The organism is Tepidimonas ignava, from assembly GCF_004342625.1.
Classification (GTDB): domain Bacteria; phylum Pseudomonadota; class Gammaproteobacteria; order Burkholderiales; family Burkholderiaceae_C; genus Tepidimonas; species Tepidimonas ignava.
Genome location: NZ_SMAH01000015.1, coordinates 1 through 17,738, shown reverse-complemented (window position 1 = coordinate 17,738; position 17,738 = coordinate 1). Strand labels below are relative to the sequence as shown.

Genomic DNA, 17,738 nt, shown 5'->3' with positions numbered 1-17,738 from the left:
GAAGTCAGACGATGAACGTCTTCGAATTTCGGCAGCGACTGATCCAAGACTACCAGCGTTTCACGCGCAGCTTCACCACCATCAAGGCCGACGACTTGCGCGCGACCATCGATGCGGAGTACGAGAGTCAGCGCTTCTGGCCGGAGTCGCTCATCCAGGTCAACCCGACCTTCGAAAACGGCGGCAGCGTGGATGCACTCGTGGCGCAGGGGCTGCTGCACCCCGCCTGTGCGGAAATCTTCCGAATCGGCAAAAGCGCCACCAGCGCCGGCACGCCTCTGCGGCTGCACAGGCACCAGGTGCAAGCCATCCAGGCGGCCCGCCAGGGGCGGGGCTACATCGTCACCAGCGGCACGGGATCGGGCAAGTCGCTCACGTACATCATCCCGATCGTCGATCATTGCCTGCGGCTGCGCCAGCAGGGCGCGGCGCCCGGCACGCGCGCCATCATCGTTTATCCGATGAACGCCCTCGCGAACTCGCAGCTGGAGGAGCTGGCCAAGTTTCTGGGGGCCGATCCCGCCCGGCAGGCGGTCACCTTCGGCCGTTTCACCGGACAGGAGGATCAGGCCGAGCGTGAACGTTTAGCCGCCAACCCGCCGGACATTCTGTTGACCAACTTCATGATGCTCGAGCTGCTGATGACCAAGCAGCAAGAGGACGCGAAGATGGTCATGCGCAATGCCCGTGGTCTGCGTTTTCTCGTTCTGGACGAGCTGCACACCTACCGCGGCCGCCAAGGTGCCGATGTCGCACTGCTGGTGCGGCGGGTGCGCGAGGCTTTGGCAGGAGATGATTCTCTCATTTGCATCGGGACGTCGGCCACGATGGCCACCGACGGTGACCGGCGCCAGCGCCAACGCGTGGTGGCCGAGGTAGCCCAGCGCCTTTTCGGCCAAGTTTTCACCGAGGACGATGTCATCGGCGAAACCCTGCAGCGCATCACCCCCGCCCACGAAACGCTCGAGACCATCCGCCCGTGCTTGGCCGAAGCGATCCAGCAGGGTGTCCCGGAGCAGGCCACGTTCGAGGCCCTGGCAGCCCATCCTGTTTCAGTATGGGTGGAGCTGACCCTAGGACTGGCTTACGAGGACGGCGTGGCCCAGCGCGCCCAGCCTCTGACTCTGGCGCAGGCGGCCGAGCGGCTCAGCTGCGACAGCGGCCAGCCCCAGCCGACTTGTCGTCGCTACCTGCAGGAGTTCCTGCTGCTGGCCCACCAGGTTCGTGATGCGGACGGCCGCAGCCTATTTGCCTTCAAGCTGCACCAATTCATTTCGGGCGGCGGCAAAGTCTTCAGCACGCTGGAGCCGCCGGGGCAGCGGCATGTCACGCTGGATGGCCAGCAGTTCGTCACCGGCGACGAGGCGCGCAGCCGCCGCTACTACGCCACCCATTTTTGCCGGGAGTGTGGACAGGAATACCACCCCGTCTGGCTGACCGAGACCGACGACGGCCATCCCCAGTTTGAGCCACGCGACATCGACGATCGTCCCCAGCGAGAGGACGAAAGCAACCTCAAGCATGGTTTTCTGGCGCCGGACTTCAGCGGGGACTTGTGGAACCCCAACGATCCCGACGCCTATCCCGAAACTTGGCTGGAGGAAGGCGGCCCCGACGGTTGGCGCATCAGGCGCTCGTACCGTCATGTGGTGCCCCAACCGGTGCGGGTGCTGCCGGATGGACGCCTCATCCAGGGTGGCGACGGCTTGGCAGCCTGGTTCATGCCCGGCAAGTTCCGGTTCTGTCTGGTTTGCCGCACCACCACCGAAGGCCCAAGCAAGGACTCGGTGCGGCTGACCTCGCTTTCGGGCGAAGGGCGCAGCTCGGCCACCACGGTTTTGACGCTATCGGCGCTGCGTTACCTGCACGAAGCCGACACCGAACTGCCGCTGGAGGCCAAGAAGGTGCTTGGCTTCACCGACAACCGACAGGACGCGGCGCTGCAGGCCGGCCACTTCAACGACTTCGTCCAAGTGCTGCTGCTGCGTGCAGCGCTTCTGGCTGCACTCCAGAAGGAACCTTCGCACGAGCTGACCGAAGACATCGTGGGCGACCGCGTGTTCGCCGCGCTCGGTTTCGGCGGAGACGATCCGGCGTTGCTTAGCGAATACCTCCAGCAGCCTACGGCTAAGGGCCAACAGCGCCGCGATGCCCAGGCGCTCATGAGGCAGATTCTGACCTACCGTGCTTTGCGCGACGTGCGTCACGGCTGGCGCTTCAACAACCCGAATCTCGAGCAGCTCAAGCTGCTGACCATCGACTACGTGGATCTGGAGGATGTCGCCGCTGACCCGGACGCATGGCATGACGCTCCAGCGCTCCTGAGGGATGCTACGCCGCAGCTACGTGCCAAGGCGCTGCGTGCCGTGCTCGATACGATGCGCGGCGGACTGGCCATTGCCTCGCTTCACCTCGACCCCAACCAGCTGGAGGGAATGCGCTCGCGCGGCTACTCACTGCTCAAACAGCCGTGGGGCTTCGCGGAGGACGAAGCGCTGCTGCCTTCCCGGGTCATGCTGACGCGACACCCCCAAAACCTGGCGCAGCGCCGAGCCCGGCGGCCGGACGATGCCGTGCTGCTGGCTACCGCCCGTTCTAGGCTGGCGCGCACGTTGCGCCGAGTGAGCTTCTGGGACTCGGCCCCGCAGGCGGCCGACCTCAACGACCGCAGCTGGGGCACCGTCATCGGCGCCATCCTCGTGGCAGCCCAACGCTGGGGGCTGGTGCAGCGGTTGGACACCGAATGGGGCGTGCCGGGCTGGCAGCTCAACGGAACTGCGCTGCGCTGGCGCTTGGCTAGCCCGGAGGCAGTGGACGATGGCAAGGTCAATCGGTTCTTTCGCGATCTGTACACCAACGTCGCCGCAGGTTTAGGGCAGCCGGTGCACTGGCTGCTGGAGTGCGAGGCGCGCGAGCACACCGCCCAAGTGGATCAGGACGTACGTCTGCAGCGCGAGGCACGCTTTCGCTACACGCCCAAAGACCGACAGACGCATGCCTCCGCCACCGGGCAGGCGCTCGATCGCCTGCCGGTACTCTTCTGCTCCCCGACAATGGAGCTGGGCGTAGACATCGCGACCCTCAACACCGTCTACCTGCGCAATGTGCCCCCGACACCCGCCAACTACGCGCAGCGCAGCGGCCGCGCCGGTCGCGCCGGCCAGCCAGCCCTCGTCATCACCTACTGTGCCGCGCAGTCGCCTCACGACCAGTACTACTTCCGCGATCCGGTGCGCATGGTGCATGGTCAGGTTCGCCCGCCACAGCTGGATCTGGCCAACCGCGAACTGATCCAGGCGCACCTGCATGCGATCTGGCTGGCCGAGACCCGGCAACAGCTCGAGAGCAGCATCGCCAAGCTGCTCGACCTGAGCCAGCCCGATATGCCGCTGGAGCCCGCGCTGGCCGAAGCCTTGGGCAAGCCGTCGGTAACGCTAGCGGCGCACCAGCGCGGTCTTCGCGTGCTGAACATGCTGGCCGGAGAGCTCACGCCCGAGCGCGCGCCTTGGTACCACGACACCTGGGCGCACCAAGTATTCCAGCAGGCCGCCGCGATGCTGGACCGTGCGCTGCAGCGCTGGCGTGACCTGTATCGCGCAACCCAGCGTGCCATCGCCCTCAACCACGCCATCGAAAACAACCCCGCGGCCAGCGAACGCGAACGGCGCGAAGCCCAGCAGCGCCACAACGAGGCACGTCGCCAGCGTGACCTGCTGTTGGCGGGCGACAACCCACTCAACAGTGATTTCAACACCTACCGCTACTTGGCCAGCCAGGGGTTTCTGCCGGGCTACAACTTTCCGCGCCTGCCGTTGCTGGCGTATCTGCCAGGGCAAAAGGGGGCGCTGGCGCGCGAGAGCTTTCTGTCGCGACCGCGCTTTTTGGCGCTGTCGGAGTTCGGCCCCTACAGCCTTATCTACCACGAAGGTGCGCAGTACCGCGTCGTCAAGGCGATCCTCACTATCCAGGCCGAAGATCAGGTCAGCACCGGCGCGCGCTTGGCGGTGGAGACCGCGCGGTTGTGTCCCTCTTGCGGCTACGGTCACTTCCGCAGCCAGCGCGACGCCGAGCGTTGCATCTCCTGTGGGGCCGACCTGTCCGGCGCAACCGAAGTGCGCGAGCTCTACCGCATCGAGAACGTCTCCACCAAACGCGTCGAGCGCATCACGGCCAACGAGGAAGACCGTATCCGCCAAGGCTACGAGATGCAGACCACGCTTCAGTTTGCCGAGGTGGACGGACGGCTGCAGGTCGTGCAGGCCATCGTTCGCGATGAGCGGGGGCCGCTGCTGCAGTTGCAGTACGCCCCGAGCGCCACCGTCTGGCGCATGAACTTCGGCTGGCGCAGGCGGGCCAACAAGGCCATCCGCGGCTTCAACATCGACCCCTTGACCGGCTACTGGCGCGAAGAGGGCGCAGAAGGCGAGGATGCCGACGCGCACGAAGCCGTCGCGGCCACCACGCCTGCCCAACGCATCGTCCCCTACGTGGAGGATCGGCGCAACATCCTCATCGTGCGCCCGCACGAGGCGCTGGGTCCGCTACAGCCTTCCACCCTGATCACCCTGCAATACGCGCTCAAGCGAGGCATCGAGACAGCGTTCCAGCTCGAGGAAAGCGAGCTCATGGCCGAACCCTTGCCCACACGCGAGCAGCGCCGTGCCATCCTTTTCTTCGAGGCAGCGGAGGGCGGCGCCGGCGTGCTGACGCGCCTGGCCACCGAACCGGCGGCACTGGCGCGGGTGGCCGTGGAGGCGCTGCGTGCCATGCACTACCGGCTGCCCGATGGGCAAAGCCAATGGCTGGTCGAAGCCCTGCAGGAAGAGCTCGACGCCAAAGGGCAGCCTTACTGCGAGGCGGGTTGCTACCGCTGCCTGCTGTCCTACTACAACCAACCTGACCATGGGCACATCGACCGCAAGGACCAGGCAGGTCAGGGCCTGTTGCTGCGGCTGCTTGCGCGACTGACCCGGGCACAGATCGAAATGGGCACCCAGGGCCGTACCGCAGACGAGCAACTGCAGCAGTTGCAACGTGGTGCCGGCAGCAGCCTGGAGCGGGCTTGGCTGCAATATGTAGTGGATCATGGCCTGCGGCCGCCCGACCGGGTTCAGCACCTCATTCCGGCCGCTCAAACCCGCGCGGATTTCTACTACGACGACATGCAGGTCGCGATCTACATCGACGGTCCGCACCACCAAAACCCCGCGCAACAGCAGCACGATCAGCGAATCAACCACCAGCTCGAAGCGCTGGGTATCCTCGTCGTGCGCTTCGGGCAGGATCCGGCAACTTGGCCCGCGATCTTCGCGCAACATGCCGACCTGTTCGGCACCGGTACCCCCTCCACGACATGACGACCCACACCCTCGACTTTCCGCCCGGTTCGCTCGTGCGCGCACGCGGCCGGGAATGGATCGTGATGCCAGCCTCCCGCGGTGCCGAGCTGCACCTGCGCCCTCTGGGCGGCAGCGAAGAGGACGAGACCATCCTTTACGTCCCGCTGGAGCCCCAGCCACCCGAGCCCGCCAGCTTCGCCCCGCCCGACCCCACCCAGGCGCGAGATCACGCCGCCAGCGCCTTGCTGCTTGATGCGCTGATGCTGAGCCTGCGCCACGGCGCCGGCCCGCTGCGCAGCTTTGGCCACATCGCCGTGCAGCCGCGGGCCTATCAGCTCGTCCCTCTGCTGATGGCGCTCAAGATGCCGGTGGTGCGGCTGCTGATCGCCGACGACGTCGGCATTGGCAAGACCATCGAGGCGGCTCTGATCGCACGCGAACTGCTGGACCGCGGCGACATCCGGCGGCTTGCCGTGCTGTGCCCGCCACACCTGACTGAGCAGTGGCAGCGCGAATTGGCCGAGCGCTTCCACATCGACGCCGTCGTCGTCCGCAGCCACACCGCCGACCGGCTTGAGCGTGAACTGGCCCCCGGCGTCTCGCTGTTCGAGGCGCACCCCTACACCATCGTCAGCTTGGACTACATCAAGTCCGACCGACGCCGCGATGCCTTCCAGCGCGCCTGTCCGGAATTCGTCATCGTGGATGAGGCGCATACCTGCACCTACGGCGGACAGGGACGGCAGCTGCGCTATCAGCTGCTGCGCGGACTGGCCGATGATCCCGAACGGCACTTGGTGCTGCTGACCGCCACCCCGCACAGCGGCGACGAGGAGGCCTTCTACAACCTGCTGGGCCTGCTCAGGCCCGAATTCGCCGGCTTGCGCGAGGCTGCTCCAGACAGGCGCGCCGCCCTGCGTGAAGCTTTGGCCCAGCACTTCGTCCAGCGCCGCCGTCCCGACATCGCCGAGTGGCATGACAACACCCTTTTCCCCGACCGCCGCTCCGCGGAGCTGACCTACCGCCTGGGCGGTGACTGGGGGCGGCTGTTCGAGGACGTGCTGGACTACGCACGCGAGCTGGTCGAGCGCTCGCAGGGCCGCGGCCAGCGCGAACAGCGCATGAACGGGTGGGCGGCGCTGGCCCTGCTGCGCTGCATCTCGTCCTCGCCGGCAGCGGCGGTGCGGGCGCTGACTACCCGTCTTCAAGGCGGTCTGCCGGGGGATGGCGAAACGGCGCCGTGGAAGGAACTGGAGCAGCAAGCCAGCGAGCGCATCCTCGACGGCCACGAAGACGACCTCTCCGGCGATGACCTCGAACCTGCCGCGCAAACCGAGGACGGCGCACGACTGCAGGCCCTCATCGAGGCGGCCCGCGCGTTGCACGGCCCCAGTCACGACCCCAAGCTGAAGACCTTGCTGACCCATGTTCGTCAGCTTCTGGCCGATGGCTTCCACCCCGTGGTGTTCTGTCGCTACATCGCCACCGCCCACTACGTGGCCGAGGCGCTGCGCGAGCACTTGCGCGACGCTCAAGTGGCAGCCGTAACCGGCGAGCTCACCTCCGACGAGCGTGAAGACGCCGTGCTGCGGCTCGGTGAGGCCGACCACCGCGTACTTGTAGCCACCGACTGCCTGGCAGAAGGCATCAACCTGCAAAGCCTCTTTGACGCCGTCGTGCATTACGACCTGAGCTGGAATCCCACCCGGCACGAGCAGCGCGAAGGCCGCGTCGACCGCTTTGGCCAGCGCGCGCGCGAGGTGCGCTGCACGATGCTCTACGGCGAAAACAACCCCGTCGACGGTGCAGTGCTGGAGGTCATCCTGCGCAAGGCCGAAAGCATCCGGCGCGAGTTGGGTGTGCTGGTGCCGATGCCCGACGATGGCCAGCGCTTGGAGCAGGCCCTGATGAACGCGGTGCTGCTGCGCGGCCAGCGCGCGGGGCTGCTGCGGCGTCAAGGCACGCTGGACCTTTTCGGCGCCGACGATGCCGCAGGCCGCGAGCTGGAGCTCGCCTGGCAAAGCGCTCGCGACAAGGCTAAGCAAAGCCGCAGCATCTTCGCCCAGCGCCGCCTGCGGCCAGCCGACGTGCTGCCTGAATGGGACAAGATGAACGAGGCCCTTGGTCAACAGGAGGATGTGGCCCGCTTCGTGCAGCGTGTCATGGCACGCCTGGGCGCTGAGCTCGAGCCCACTGGCCACGGCGCTGCGGCGCACCACAAGCTGCATGTGAGCAGCCTGCCGCCTGCGCTGCGCGAGCGGCTGGCCACCCTCGGTTGGGAAGGCAGTCTGCGCGTGAGTCTGCAGCCCCCGGCCGCCGCCGGCTGCATCGAACTGCACCGCACCCACCCGATCGTGGCGGCCTTGGCCGACTATGTGCTGGAGCAGGCGCTGGAAGGCGCTGGCGACGAAGGCGAGCCCGCTGCTGCGCGCTGTGGTGCGGCTTTCGTAACCGGGGTGAACGTCAAGACCACCGTGCTGCTGCTGCGGCTGCGCCATCGCCTGACGCGCAGCGGTGCCCACGGCACTCATCTGATGCTGTGCGAACAGGCCCTGGCTATCGCCGTAGCGGCGGATGGGACACCACGGATCTTGACGGCGCCGCAGGCCCGCGCGCTTCTGCACCAGCCCGCCAGCCGCAACATGCCCGCTGCCGTGCGCCAGCGCCACTTGCAGGCCGCGCTGCAGGCCCTGCCCACGTGGCAGCCGGCGCTGGATGCCCTGGCCCGCGCGCAGGCCGCGCAACTGCTGGCCGACCACCGGCGCGTGCGGGATGCCGCCGACGCCCGCGGCGCACTGGACGTCACCGCCCTGTTGCCTGCCGACGTCATCGGCCTTTATGTGCTGCTGCCCGACGCCGCCACCGCCTGAAGCCCATGTCCACCCGCGCTCCCGTCCTCACCTACACCGCCGTGCGCCTGGAAGGTGGCCTGCTGCCCGCCGAAGAGCTGCTGCGCCTGACCCACTTGGCCGACCCCGGCGCGACCGAACAGACCGAAAGCCATTACGACATTCCCAAGGGTCTGAAACTGCGCGACGAGATCCGCCGCGACTTTCACATCGCGCTGGGGCTGTGGCAGTCGTTTGAGCAGGCGCGCCAGCGTCACGATGCCCATGCGTGGACGCTGACCGTGCAGACCTGGCTGCTGCCGCTGCTGCGCCACGTGCTGCACTTTGCCGACGTCACCCCGGCCGACCGCAGCGATGACCCTGCGCCTACTCATGTTGCCCACGGCGGCCACGTGCCGCTGGTACTGGCCGCGCACACCGAGGGCTTGGACAGCCGTGCCGAGCGCTACGGCCAGCTCGCCGCCGATGGCCGCCAAGTGCGCCAGCGCAGCCCGTTTCAGCTCGCGCAGCAGGCACTCAACGCCCGCGACGGCTGGCTTTGGGGCCTGGTCAGCAACGGGCTGCAGCTGCGCATCCTGCGCGACAGTGCAAGCCTCACCCGTCCCACCTACCTCGAGTTCGACCTGGAGGCCATCTTCAGCCAGGCCCTGTTGGCCGACTTCACGGCGCTGTGGCTGCTGGCGCACGCCAGCCGCTTTGCCGGCTATGGCGGCAAGCCGCCCGCCAGCGCCGCCGACTGCCCCTGGGAGCGCTGGCGCGCGCTGGGCCTGGCCACCGGCCAGACCGTGCGCGGCCGTCTGCGCCATCAGGTGACGCAGGCGCTGCGCGAGCTGGGCACCGGCTTCCTGCGCCACCCTGCCAACGACGCGCTGCGCCAGCGACTGCGGGCTCCCGACGGCAACTATGGTCCCCAAGCCTACTTCGAGGAGCTGCTGCGGCTGGTCTATCGCCTCATCTTTCTGGCCACCGTGGAGGACCGGCGCGACCCGACCAGCGGCCAGCCCCTGCTGTTTGCCCCGGGCGCCAGCCCCGAGGCGCGCAGCCGCTACCTGGCTGGCTACTCCCTGACGTGGCTGCGCCGGCGCTCGCTGCGACATCAGCGCCACGACCCGCACGACGACCTTTGGCAGGCGCTCACCATCACCTTTGCGGCGCTGCAGCGTGGCGAGCCGGCGCTTGGGCTGCCGGCGCTGGGCGGCCTCTTCGGCGCCGACCAGTGTCCCGTGCTGGACGCCGCGCGCCTGGACAATGCCCACCTGCTGCGCGCCATCTTCCACCTCGGCTGGACCCGCACCGACACGGGCCTCGCGCGCATCAACTACCGCGACATGGGGCCGGAGGAGCTCGGCAGCGTCTACGAAAGTCTGCTGGAGCTGGTGCCCGACGTGCAGGGCCTGACTACTCCCGCCACCGCGCGCCTGGCCTTCGTCGGCGACGGTGACACACAGGCCAGCACCCGCGGTCACGCGCGCAAGCTCTCCGGCAGCTACTACACCCCCGACGCCCTGGTGCAGGAGCTGATCAAGAGCGCCCTGGAGCCGGTCATCCAGCAAACCCTGCGCGACCACCCACAACAGCCGGTGCAGGCGTTGCTTGCGCTCACCATCTGCGACCCGGCCTGTGGCAGCGGCCACTTCCTGCTGGCCGCGGCGCGGCGGCTGGCCGACGAGGTGGCGCAACAGCGTGCCGCCGCCGAGCGCGTAGGCGGCGCCCCCACCCCCGACGACTACCGCCACGCCCTGCGCGACGTGGTCAGCCACTGCCTCTACGGCGTGGACAAGAACCCCATGGCCATCGAGCTGGCCCGCACCGCGCTGTGGCTGGAGGCTTACTGCCCTGACCGGCCGCTGACGTTCCTTGACCACCACCTGCGCGTGGGCGACGCGCTCTTGGGCGTGCTCGACCCCAAGGTGCTTCAAGGCGGCATCCCGGACGAAGCCTACACGGCCCTCTCCGGCGACGAACGCGAGGTGGCCGCCGCGCTCAAGAAGCAAAACCGCGCCGACCGCCAGAGCTGGCAGGCTCAGTCAGCCGGTAGCCTGTTCGCTGAGGAGGAACTGGCCGCGCGCGTGCTGGACGTGGAGGCCATGGCCGACGACACCCCCGAGGGCCTGGCCGAAAAGCGCGCCGCCTGGCAGCGGTTGCAGGAAGAGGCGCAGACCAGCACCCTGGCCCGCTTGGCCGACCTCTACGTGGCGGCCTTCCTCGCGCCCAAGCGCCGCGACACCGAAGACACCGTACCGCAGACCAGCGACCTCTGGCGCGTGCGCCACGGCCAACCGCTGCCGCAGGGGGTGGAGGAAGCTGCACGCCAACTGTGCCGCGAGCATCGGGTGTTCCACTGGTGGCTGGCCTTCCCGCAGGTGGCCACGCGTGGCGGCTTCGACGTGATGCTCGGCAATCCGCCGTGGGAGCAGCTGCAGATCAGCGAAGAAGAGTTCTTCGCGTCACGCGCGCCTTCGGTGGCTGCTCTGGCGGGGGACAAGCGCAAAAAAGCCATCGCCGAGCTGGAGCGGTCCACTCCGTGGCTGTGGCGAGAGTTCCACGCCGCCAAGCGGCAGTACGACGCTTCCAACCTGTTTTTTCGAGCGGGAGGGCGCTTTCCGCTCTCGGCGTTTGGCAAGCTCAATACCTACGCCCTTTTTGCCGAGACCTTCCTGCAGGCCACCCGGCCCGGGGGGCGAGCCGGCTTCATCGTGCCCACCGGCATCGCCACCGACGACTCCACCAAGGCCTACTTTGAACGCCTCGCTGTGGGCGGCTACCTACGTAGTCTGCTGTGTCTGGAGAACGAGGAGTTTGTCTTCCCTTCAGTCCATCACTCGTTCCGTTTCGCTCTTCTGACGTTGTGTGGCAGCCCGACAGCAGAGCCAGCGTCGCTCGTCTTCTTCGCTCGACAACCTGCACAAATTCACGACGCCCGCCGACGCTTCACCCTCGCCGCCGACGAATTCGCGCTCATCAACCCGAACACCCGCACCTGCCCGGTGTTCCGCAGCCGGGCGGATGCCGAGCTCACCAAAAAGCTCTACCGCGCCGCCCCCGTGCTCATCCGCGAGGCCGTGGTCGATGCCGAGGGCCGGGTGCTCGCGCCCGAGGTCAATCCGTGGGGCATCTCGTTCTCCCAGGGCCTGTTCAACATGACCAACGACAGCGGCCTGTTCTTCGACGCCCCCGCCGCCCCCGGCCAGCCGCCGCGGCTGCCGCTGTACGAGGCGAAGATGATCCACCAGTTCGACCACCGTTGGGCCAGCTACGAGGCCGCCGGTGCCGGCGGCGAGCCGGACACGGTGGACGTGCCCGAGGCGCGCAAGGCCGATCCGGCCTACAGCGTGCGCCCGCGCTACTGGGTGGACGAGCGCGAGGTGCTCGCGCGCATTGCCCGCGTGCCGCGTGCTGTGGCGCGCGCGTGGCTCGCTTTCCTCGCGGCGCAGCAGGGCCGGGGCGAGCGTGCCGCGCAGGAGGTGGCTCGGGCCGCCCTGCTGCTGGCGCTTGCCCAGTGGGTGGCCGGCGAGCTGTTCCACCGCCAAGCCGCCGGTGTCGGCGCCGCGGCAGGCCCCGCAGGCTGGACGCCCGCGCAGGCCCAGCCGCACGTCGCGCCCACCGAGGCGCAGCTCGAGGCGCGCTTCCCGCGCCTGCTCGCCGCGCTGCGCAGCGAAGGTCTGACGACGAAGAACGCGCCGGCCGAATTCCCGAAGTGGGCGCAGCAGAACCTCGAGGCGCGGCTGGCCGACGACGAACTCGCCGAACTCGCCCAGGCGCTGCGCGCCGGCGATGCGGCGCTGGCCGCGCTGCTCGACGCCTGGATGGACCGCCGCAGTCCGCGGTGGCTGATGGGCTGGCGCGACATTACCAGTGCGCACGTCCTTCGCACGGTGATTGCGTCCGTGGTGCCGAGGGTGGGGGTAGGGCATAAGTTACCGTTGTTCCGGTTTGGGCCAGGGACCGAACCTACCTTGGCCGCTGTCTTCTTCGGGAATCTGGATGCTCTCGTGCTTGACTTTGTCGCGCGCCAGAAAGTTGGTGGGACGTCCTTGACTTACCACTACTTGAAGCAGTTCCCAATGCTACCCCCCTCCCGCTACACCCCCGCCGACCTGGCCTTCATCGTCCCGCGCGTGCTGGAGCTGACCTACACCGCGCACGACCTCAAAGCCTGGTACGACGACCTGGCCGCCTACGACCCGCGCCCGGCCAGCGAGCGCGGCCGCCCCTTCGCCTGGGACCCCGAGCGCCGGGCGCTGCTGCGCGCCGAGCTCGATGCGTACTACGCGCGCCTGTACGGCCTTACCCGCGACGAACTGCGCTACATCCTCGACCCCGCGGATGTGATGGGCGCCGACTACCCCAGCGAGACCTTCCGCGTGCTCAAGGAGGGCGAGATTCGCGCCTACGGCGAGTACCGCACCCGGCGGCTGGTGCTGGAGGCGTGGGACCGACAAAACGCCGCCACACCGCATGCCACCGGAAGTGCCACCGCATGAAGCTGCACATGCAAATTTCGGCTCCATCCGGCACTGAACCGTCCCGGAAATCGTAGAGGCGGTTCAGAGCATCCGCCCACACAGACATGACGGATACCAGCGTGCGAGCTGGTGGTCCACTCCAGCCTACGGAAGATTGGGGGCCGGGCCGAGCAGATCATTGTCTTGCGCTTGGCGCATTGCGCTCCGCGCAGTGGCGTGGTGCCGCTGGCGGACTGCGGCATCGCTGCGGGCTGCGGACGCATCCCGCAACGCCGCGCCTCGAGCGGCCCCATGTCGGCGGGGTACCTGATACAGCGTCAACACCTGGTGCACCGTTACCCGCAGCGCGAAATTGGTCTCGCCGACCTTCGTCATGCACGTCGTGACCGGCAGCTCGACAACCGCGGCCAGCTAATCGCCATCGGCCAGCGTCAGCAGCTGGCGCATCGCGTCGCCGTCGAATCTCATCAAGCCTGCCAAGTGCTGCTCTCCGCCGGTGTCCGTGACGATCATTTGCGCGGTGGCGCAGGGCTTGACGGCTTTCGTGGCGCGGGCCGCGGGGTTGCCGTGCAGGCGGTCTTGGACCAGAACGTCAATCCCCATCGTTATGCACTTCCTTGGTGCTGTAGTCGTCAAAAAGCTCGCATCGGTGCGGCTGCATCACCAGCTGTTGCGGCAGCGGCTGGCGCTGCGCTGCGCACCACCAGCGGCTGCTGGCCCCGGCGCGCAGGCTGCGACACTCGAGGCACAGCCGCCGGTCGTCGCCCGTGCGGTCGCGCCACTGCGCGACATCAGCCGCGCGATCGGCCTCTTCCGACGAGAAGCCCAGCGCCCTTGCGCGCTCGAACATCGCGGCCATGCGCCGCAGCTCCGGCTCGGTGGCCGGCGTCCAGTTGCGACGCTCGCGCTCAAACGGATGGCGCGGCGGCTCGGCGGGCTGCGGCTGGCGCTCTGGCTTGCTGGTCGCGGGACCAGGCTGTGCGGTGTAAGCCTTCCACAGCTCCGCTCCGGTCGGGCAGCGGCTGCCGTAGCCCCGGCCAGCCGATGAGCAGGCGGGGCAGCGCCAGGCGTGACGCTGGTAAGCACGGTCGGCAGCTTGCCAGTCGGAAAGCACCACCGGATCGGCGGCCCTTTCGGCAGGGACTGGCGTGGCGGAAGTCCCTCCGGCGCGGCGGTGGTCGGAATCCGGCCCCTCGGTCAGCAGCGCCAGCAGCTCGTCGCGGTAGTGCCGGATGGCATCGCGATCTTCGGCGGTCAGGAGGGATGCTGGCGTCACCACCAGGCGGTCACCCTGTGCCACCAGCCGGATGCCGCGCGCGGCCAGGTCGAGGAAGGTCTCACGCGCGCCCATCTCAGAACACCTCCGTGTCGTCGTCGACCAGCGGCTCATGATTCGCCGCATCCACCCCCGGCGAAAGCGGCGAATCCGGCGAAAACCCTTGCGCCGCAAGGTTTCCGGTACGGCGAACGGCTGGCGAAAAGCGGCGAACGGCTGGCGAAGGATCGGCACGATGCGCCGGCGATTCGCCGTCTTTCGCCACTTCTTCGCCATGCGCGAAGCCTTGGCAGTCAAGGCTTTTCGCCGCTTTCGCCGCTTTCGCCGCAGGTGGCGAAGGGGAATCGCCGACCACGGCCACGATGCCGTCCCGAACGCGCACCACGCCAACCTCGACCAGCCGCGCCACGGAGGCGTCGCGCGCCTCGGCGTTGCGCAGCGCGCGCGGCCCTTGCCGGATGATCTCGGTGTTGCTGGCGCGCGCACCAGGCCGATCCAGCAGCCAGCGCAGCAGCGTCATGGCGTGGTCGGCGGCCTTGTCGCGCTGGCGGCGGCCCAGCGCCACCTGCCAGCATTGCAGGCTGTAGGCGGCCAGTGCCACGCCGTTTTGCGCATCGTCCGCGCCCACCACCGCGTGCCCACGGATGGCAGCCAGCACCCCGGCAGCTCTGGTGGCTTGCTCGGAGGCGCGCAACGCGAACGGGCGCACGCCCCATAGATCACCGCCACGCGCGGCGCGGCGCTCGCAGGTCTCGAAGAAGTCCGCCAGCACCTGCCGCGCCTCATCGCTCAGGCGCAAGACCAGGCGCTCGCCGTCCGGCTCGGGCAACGCCAGCAATTCCTCGCAGCGCGCCCACCAGCGCCGGACAACGGCGTCATCTTCCGCTCGCCAGACGTGATGGCGGCGTGGCCTCGGGGACGGCGGCCACGCCAGCAGGAAGCGCGGCCACAGCCCGATCTGCGCCAGCAGCGGATCGTGCAGGGCTTGCGTCACCGCCACCGGCTGGATCGCCAGGTGGGCGGACAGCCGCAGCCCGCTACGCTCGAATCGACCGCCACCAGCGCGCAGCACCGACAAGTCCCCCCGATCCCACAAGCTGCACAGCGCGGCGGCGGTCTTGGATCGGTTCTCATCAGCGAACCCATGCCCAGCCAGCACGGCGGCGCCTTCCGTGCTGAACACAGCCTGCGCCGCCACGCCTTCGTTGTAGGCGCGCCGCAGGCCCTCCACTGTCATGTCTGAGCACAGCCGGTGCGGCGCGGTCGGCGGCTCCGGCGCCGGCTCGCCTTTCCTGCGGCCGCCCAGCGCGGCCTCGTGGTCGCGCATGGCTTGCCGGTAGGTCTCGTTTGCCTGCCGCTGCCAGCGGTGCAGCGCCGCGCCGACGATGCGGTCGGACACGTCCTTTCCGGCCCCCGAGACGGCCACCGTCAGCGCGAACAGCGACAGGGGACGGCGGTCGCCATCGATGGTTTCGACGTCCCAGTGGATCGAAGCCAGCAGCGCCGACGTCGCCAGCAAACCATTGCCGACGATGGCGGCCTCGACCTGCTTTCCGTCGGCAATGGCGCGACATACCCCGGCCAGCGGCCCCAGCGCCTCGACGGGGTAGCGCGGCATGGCGTCGCCGATGTCCGGCTCCAGGCGCTGGCGCGCGGCCTCAAGGATGGCGTCGCGGTCAAGATCCACGGCGTCATCGTCCGCCACCGCCGCGGCGTCCTCGGGCTGCAACGGCGGCAGCACGCGCTCGATTTCGCCAAGGGCCTCGGCGTCCAGGCGGGCGCGCAGGGCCTGCAAACGATCGAAGTCATCGCGGCGCATACCCATCCTCCCGCGAGTCGCACACGCGCAGGATGCGCGCGGCGGCGGCCAGCAGCGCATCTTTCACGGCGGTCTCGATCACCCCGATTCGGCAGGCGCGCGCAGCCTCTTGCGCGATCAGCAACGCATCGCTGCGCAACAACGTCAGCGCATCGGCTGCCGACAGCCCTGCCGGGCGGCGGTCGCGGCGAACAGGTGGGGCGGTCGGGTCGTCAACCCAAGCGCCCAAGACTCGGGCAGCGGTCACGAAGTCGTCATCGGTCAGCCACCGGTGCAGGCTCAGCACGTCGCCACCACTGCCGCAGCCGGCCATGCAGCACCAGCTGCTGGCTTCGACGTTGATCCGCAGGCTCCATCCGCCGTGCCGCGGACACTTGAACGTCCGCCATTGGCCCCGGCGCTCGCGCGGGCCTTCGATGCCGTGCTCGGCGCAGTAGGTCAAGGCATCCGGCAGCCGCTCGCGATCGAACCGGCCACGGTGGCCAGCGGGCAGCACCCCGCCAGCGCGTTCGTAACGCTCGGCGGCTCCGGCCAGCTGCTGCGGCCAGTCGGCGGGCAGGGTTAGCAGCGTCGCGGCGCGGGTCGCGTCAGCCAGCATGGTGCATTTCCCGCGCAATGCCCAGCCCGGCCGCATCGGCGGCCAGCGCTTCGATGTCGCTCCCCGCCTTTTCGGTCAGCGCAACCAGGCGGTCAAGCGCCAGCAGCCCGGCTTTGGCTGCCGCTTGCAGGTCTGCGGCACTTGCGACGCAATCTGGGGTGCCGATTCCAACGGCGAGGTTTTTCTTTTCGGGCTCCGCGCTCATTTGCTGCCCTCCCGCGCCAGGCGCAGCACCTCATCAGTCCGCCAGCCTAGACGGCCGAAAACCCGCACGGGCCGAATGGGGCCGCACTCCAAGGCTGCCCATTTGCGCAGCGTTTGCGGTTTCCGGCAAAGGATTGCTGCCGCCTCGTTCGTGTTCAGGAGCGGGCGGGCACGCGGGTCAATTGCGGGGGCATCGTTTGGCGTCATTTCTGAGCTCCGTCGATCGGTGTTGATGGAGCGCAGTTTCCCAGCTTGGCGACGTCTGGAATAGATGGGCAAGTTCAAAAAACCCACCCCTCGAAAGGGGTGGGGGGTGGATGGGTGGGGTAGCGGGCGAGGCAGAAAAACCGCCCGGCCCAACGGGGCAAAGCCCCTCGCTCCTAGGGGAAACCCAGAAAAACAGGGGGTGGACGGGTTAGGGTTTGGGGGTGGGTGGGTTCGCTCGTGAGGGGGTTTTTGGAGCCCCTCCGCCAAGTTCCCAGTTGGCGACTTTCGCGCACTCTTCCATCGCCTGATTGATGGGGTTGCCCTCGTCATCGGTCAGGCCAAACTGCGCCGCGTGCTCCCGTAGCCATTTTTCAAGCGCCTGTCTGGGGCTTCTCCCCGCCGGGTCAGTCGTGGCTTGCCATGCTGAAACTGCCGCAGCCAGCTTGGGGGCATAGCGGGGATGCTTCGGATCCATGTAATCAGGTGTGCCGGTTGTCGCCGGGAAGAAAAAGCCGGTGCGGATGCCACGGCTTGAAAGCCATTCGACCAACGAATCTCGATCGACGCTTGACCTGTCTATGTCCGTTGTCCCCTCGATTTCGCCGCATTCGCGCCCGTTGATGTCACGTTCAAACAAGGGAACGTGCACGCCTTTGATTCTCCCGCTACGTAACGCGGCACAAATTCCATGTTTCGCCGCCTCATAGCCTCGGGGGCGCTCGTGAACCGCCCAAACTTCGCAATTGCTCCCAGTCTTAGATGCAGGGTCAACCCCAACAATCAATAGTGCTGCCTGCCTGACTGTCAACTCATTGGGCAATCGCCAGTAGTCCGAAATTTCTTCGTCTAAATAAAAGTCGCTCATCTCCGCTCCCTGTAGCGCCCGGTGGAGTCAATAATCAAGTGCAACACCCCTGATCTGCCCTGCACTCGACCCTGCCGCCGTCCCATGGGAACCCACTACCAGCACCTGAGCGCCG

9 protein-coding genes are annotated in these 17,738 nt (G+C 68.1%); 3 read left to right on the top strand and 6 right to left on the bottom strand.

From position 1 onward, the window contains the following. The first annotated feature begins 11 nt into the window (after positions 1-11). The 3 genes from EDC36_RS11035 (at position 12) to EDC36_RS11025 (ending at position 12,672) form a co-directional block, all read left to right on the top strand. Positions 12-5,357 carry a DEAD/DEAH box helicase gene (locus tag EDC36_RS11035; protein WP_132963317.1) on the top strand — a complete coding sequence of 1,782 codons (5,346 nt, stop codon included), beginning with the start codon at positions 12-14 and terminating at the stop codon, positions 5,355-5,357. Between the two features lie 65 nt (positions 5,358-5,422). After that, positions 5,423-8,209 (top strand): helicase-related protein, encoded by a 2,787-nt coding sequence (locus EDC36_RS11030; RefSeq protein WP_132963316.1) that lies wholly within the window; start codon positions 5,423-5,425, stop codon positions 8,207-8,209. Positions 8,210-8,214: 5 nt separating this feature from the next. Further along, the gene (locus EDC36_RS11025) at positions 8,215-12,672 is read left to right on the top strand and encodes an Eco57I restriction-modification methylase domain-containing protein (RefSeq protein WP_165902860.1); all 4,458 of its coding nucleotides are present in this window, start codon (positions 8,215-8,217) and stop codon (positions 12,670-12,672) included. A gap of 393 nt (positions 12,673-13,065) precedes the next feature. Here the strand turns inward: EDC36_RS11025 and EDC36_RS11020 are convergent, their stop codons facing one another. The 6 genes from EDC36_RS11020 to EDC36_RS10990 all read right to left on the bottom strand — a co-directional run bounded on the left by EDC36_RS11020 (position 13,066) and on the right by EDC36_RS10990 (position 17,623). Continuing rightward, the gene (locus EDC36_RS11020) at positions 13,066-13,257 is read right to left on the bottom strand and encodes a hypothetical protein (RefSeq protein WP_132963315.1); all 192 of its coding nucleotides are present in this window, start codon (positions 13,255-13,257) and stop codon (positions 13,066-13,068) included. Continuing rightward, positions 13,247-14,044, bottom strand: coding sequence for a TubC N-terminal docking domain-related protein (locus EDC36_RS11015; protein ID WP_132963314.1), 798 nt, complete (start codon positions 14,042-14,044; stop codon positions 13,247-13,249). The genes EDC36_RS11020 and EDC36_RS11015 overlap by 11 nt, the downstream gene beginning before the upstream one ends. Continuing rightward, positions 14,007-15,749, bottom strand: coding sequence for a DUF3987 domain-containing protein (locus EDC36_RS11010; protein WP_165902859.1), 1,743 nt, complete (start codon positions 15,747-15,749; stop codon positions 14,007-14,009). The genes EDC36_RS11015 and EDC36_RS11010 overlap by 38 nt, the downstream gene beginning before the upstream one ends. Further along, positions 15,736-16,347 carry a hypothetical protein gene (locus EDC36_RS11005; RefSeq protein ID WP_132963312.1) on the bottom strand — a complete coding sequence of 204 codons (612 nt, stop codon included), beginning with the start codon at positions 16,345-16,347 and terminating at the stop codon, positions 15,736-15,738. The genes EDC36_RS11010 and EDC36_RS11005 overlap by 14 nt, the downstream gene beginning before the upstream one ends. Further along, a complete protein-coding gene (locus tag EDC36_RS11000; protein ID WP_132963311.1) occupies positions 16,337-16,552 on the bottom strand; it encodes a hypothetical protein in 216 nt (71 codons plus the stop codon). Before EDC36_RS11000 ends, EDC36_RS11005 begins: the two co-directional genes overlap by 11 nt. 414 nt (positions 16,553-16,966) lie before the next feature. Continuing rightward, the gene (locus EDC36_RS10990) at positions 16,967-17,623 is read right to left on the bottom strand and encodes a hypothetical protein (RefSeq protein ID WP_132963309.1); all 657 of its coding nucleotides are present in this window, start codon (positions 17,621-17,623) and stop codon (positions 16,967-16,969) included. Positions 17,624-17,738 lie beyond the last annotated feature (115 nt).

Bases quoted from the DNA above. Each gene is read 5' to 3' on its own strand.
- EDC36_RS11035 (WP_132963317.1), top strand. From the start codon at position 12: ATGAACGTCTTCGAATTTCGGCAGCGACTGATCCAAGACTACCAGCGT.
- EDC36_RS11030 (WP_132963316.1), top strand. From the start codon at position 5,423: ATGCCAGCCTCCCGCGGTGCCGAGCTGCACCTGCGCCCTCTGGGCGGC.
- EDC36_RS11025 (WP_165902860.1), top strand. From the start codon at position 8,215: ATGTCCACCCGCGCTCCCGTCCTCACCTACACCGCCGTGCGCCTGGAA.
- EDC36_RS11020 (WP_132963315.1), bottom strand. From the start codon at position 13,257: ATGGGGATTGACGTTCTGGTCCAAGACCGCCTGCACGGCAACCCCGCG.
- EDC36_RS11015 (WP_132963314.1), bottom strand. From the start codon at position 14,044: ATGAGCCGCTGGTCGACGACGACACGGAGGTGTTCTGAGATGGGCGCG.
- EDC36_RS11010 (WP_165902859.1), bottom strand. From the start codon at position 15,749: ATGCGCCGCGATGACTTCGATCGTTTGCAGGCCCTGCGCGCCCGCCTG.
- EDC36_RS11005 (WP_132963312.1), bottom strand. From the start codon at position 16,347: ATGCTGGCTGACGCGACCCGCGCCGCGACGCTGCTAACCCTGCCCGCC.
- EDC36_RS11000 (WP_132963311.1), bottom strand. From the start codon at position 16,552: ATGAGCGCGGAGCCCGAAAAGAAAAACCTCGCCGTTGGAATCGGCACC.
- EDC36_RS10990 (WP_132963309.1), bottom strand. From the start codon at position 17,623: ATGAGCGACTTTTATTTAGACGAAGAAATTTCGGACTACTGGCGATTG.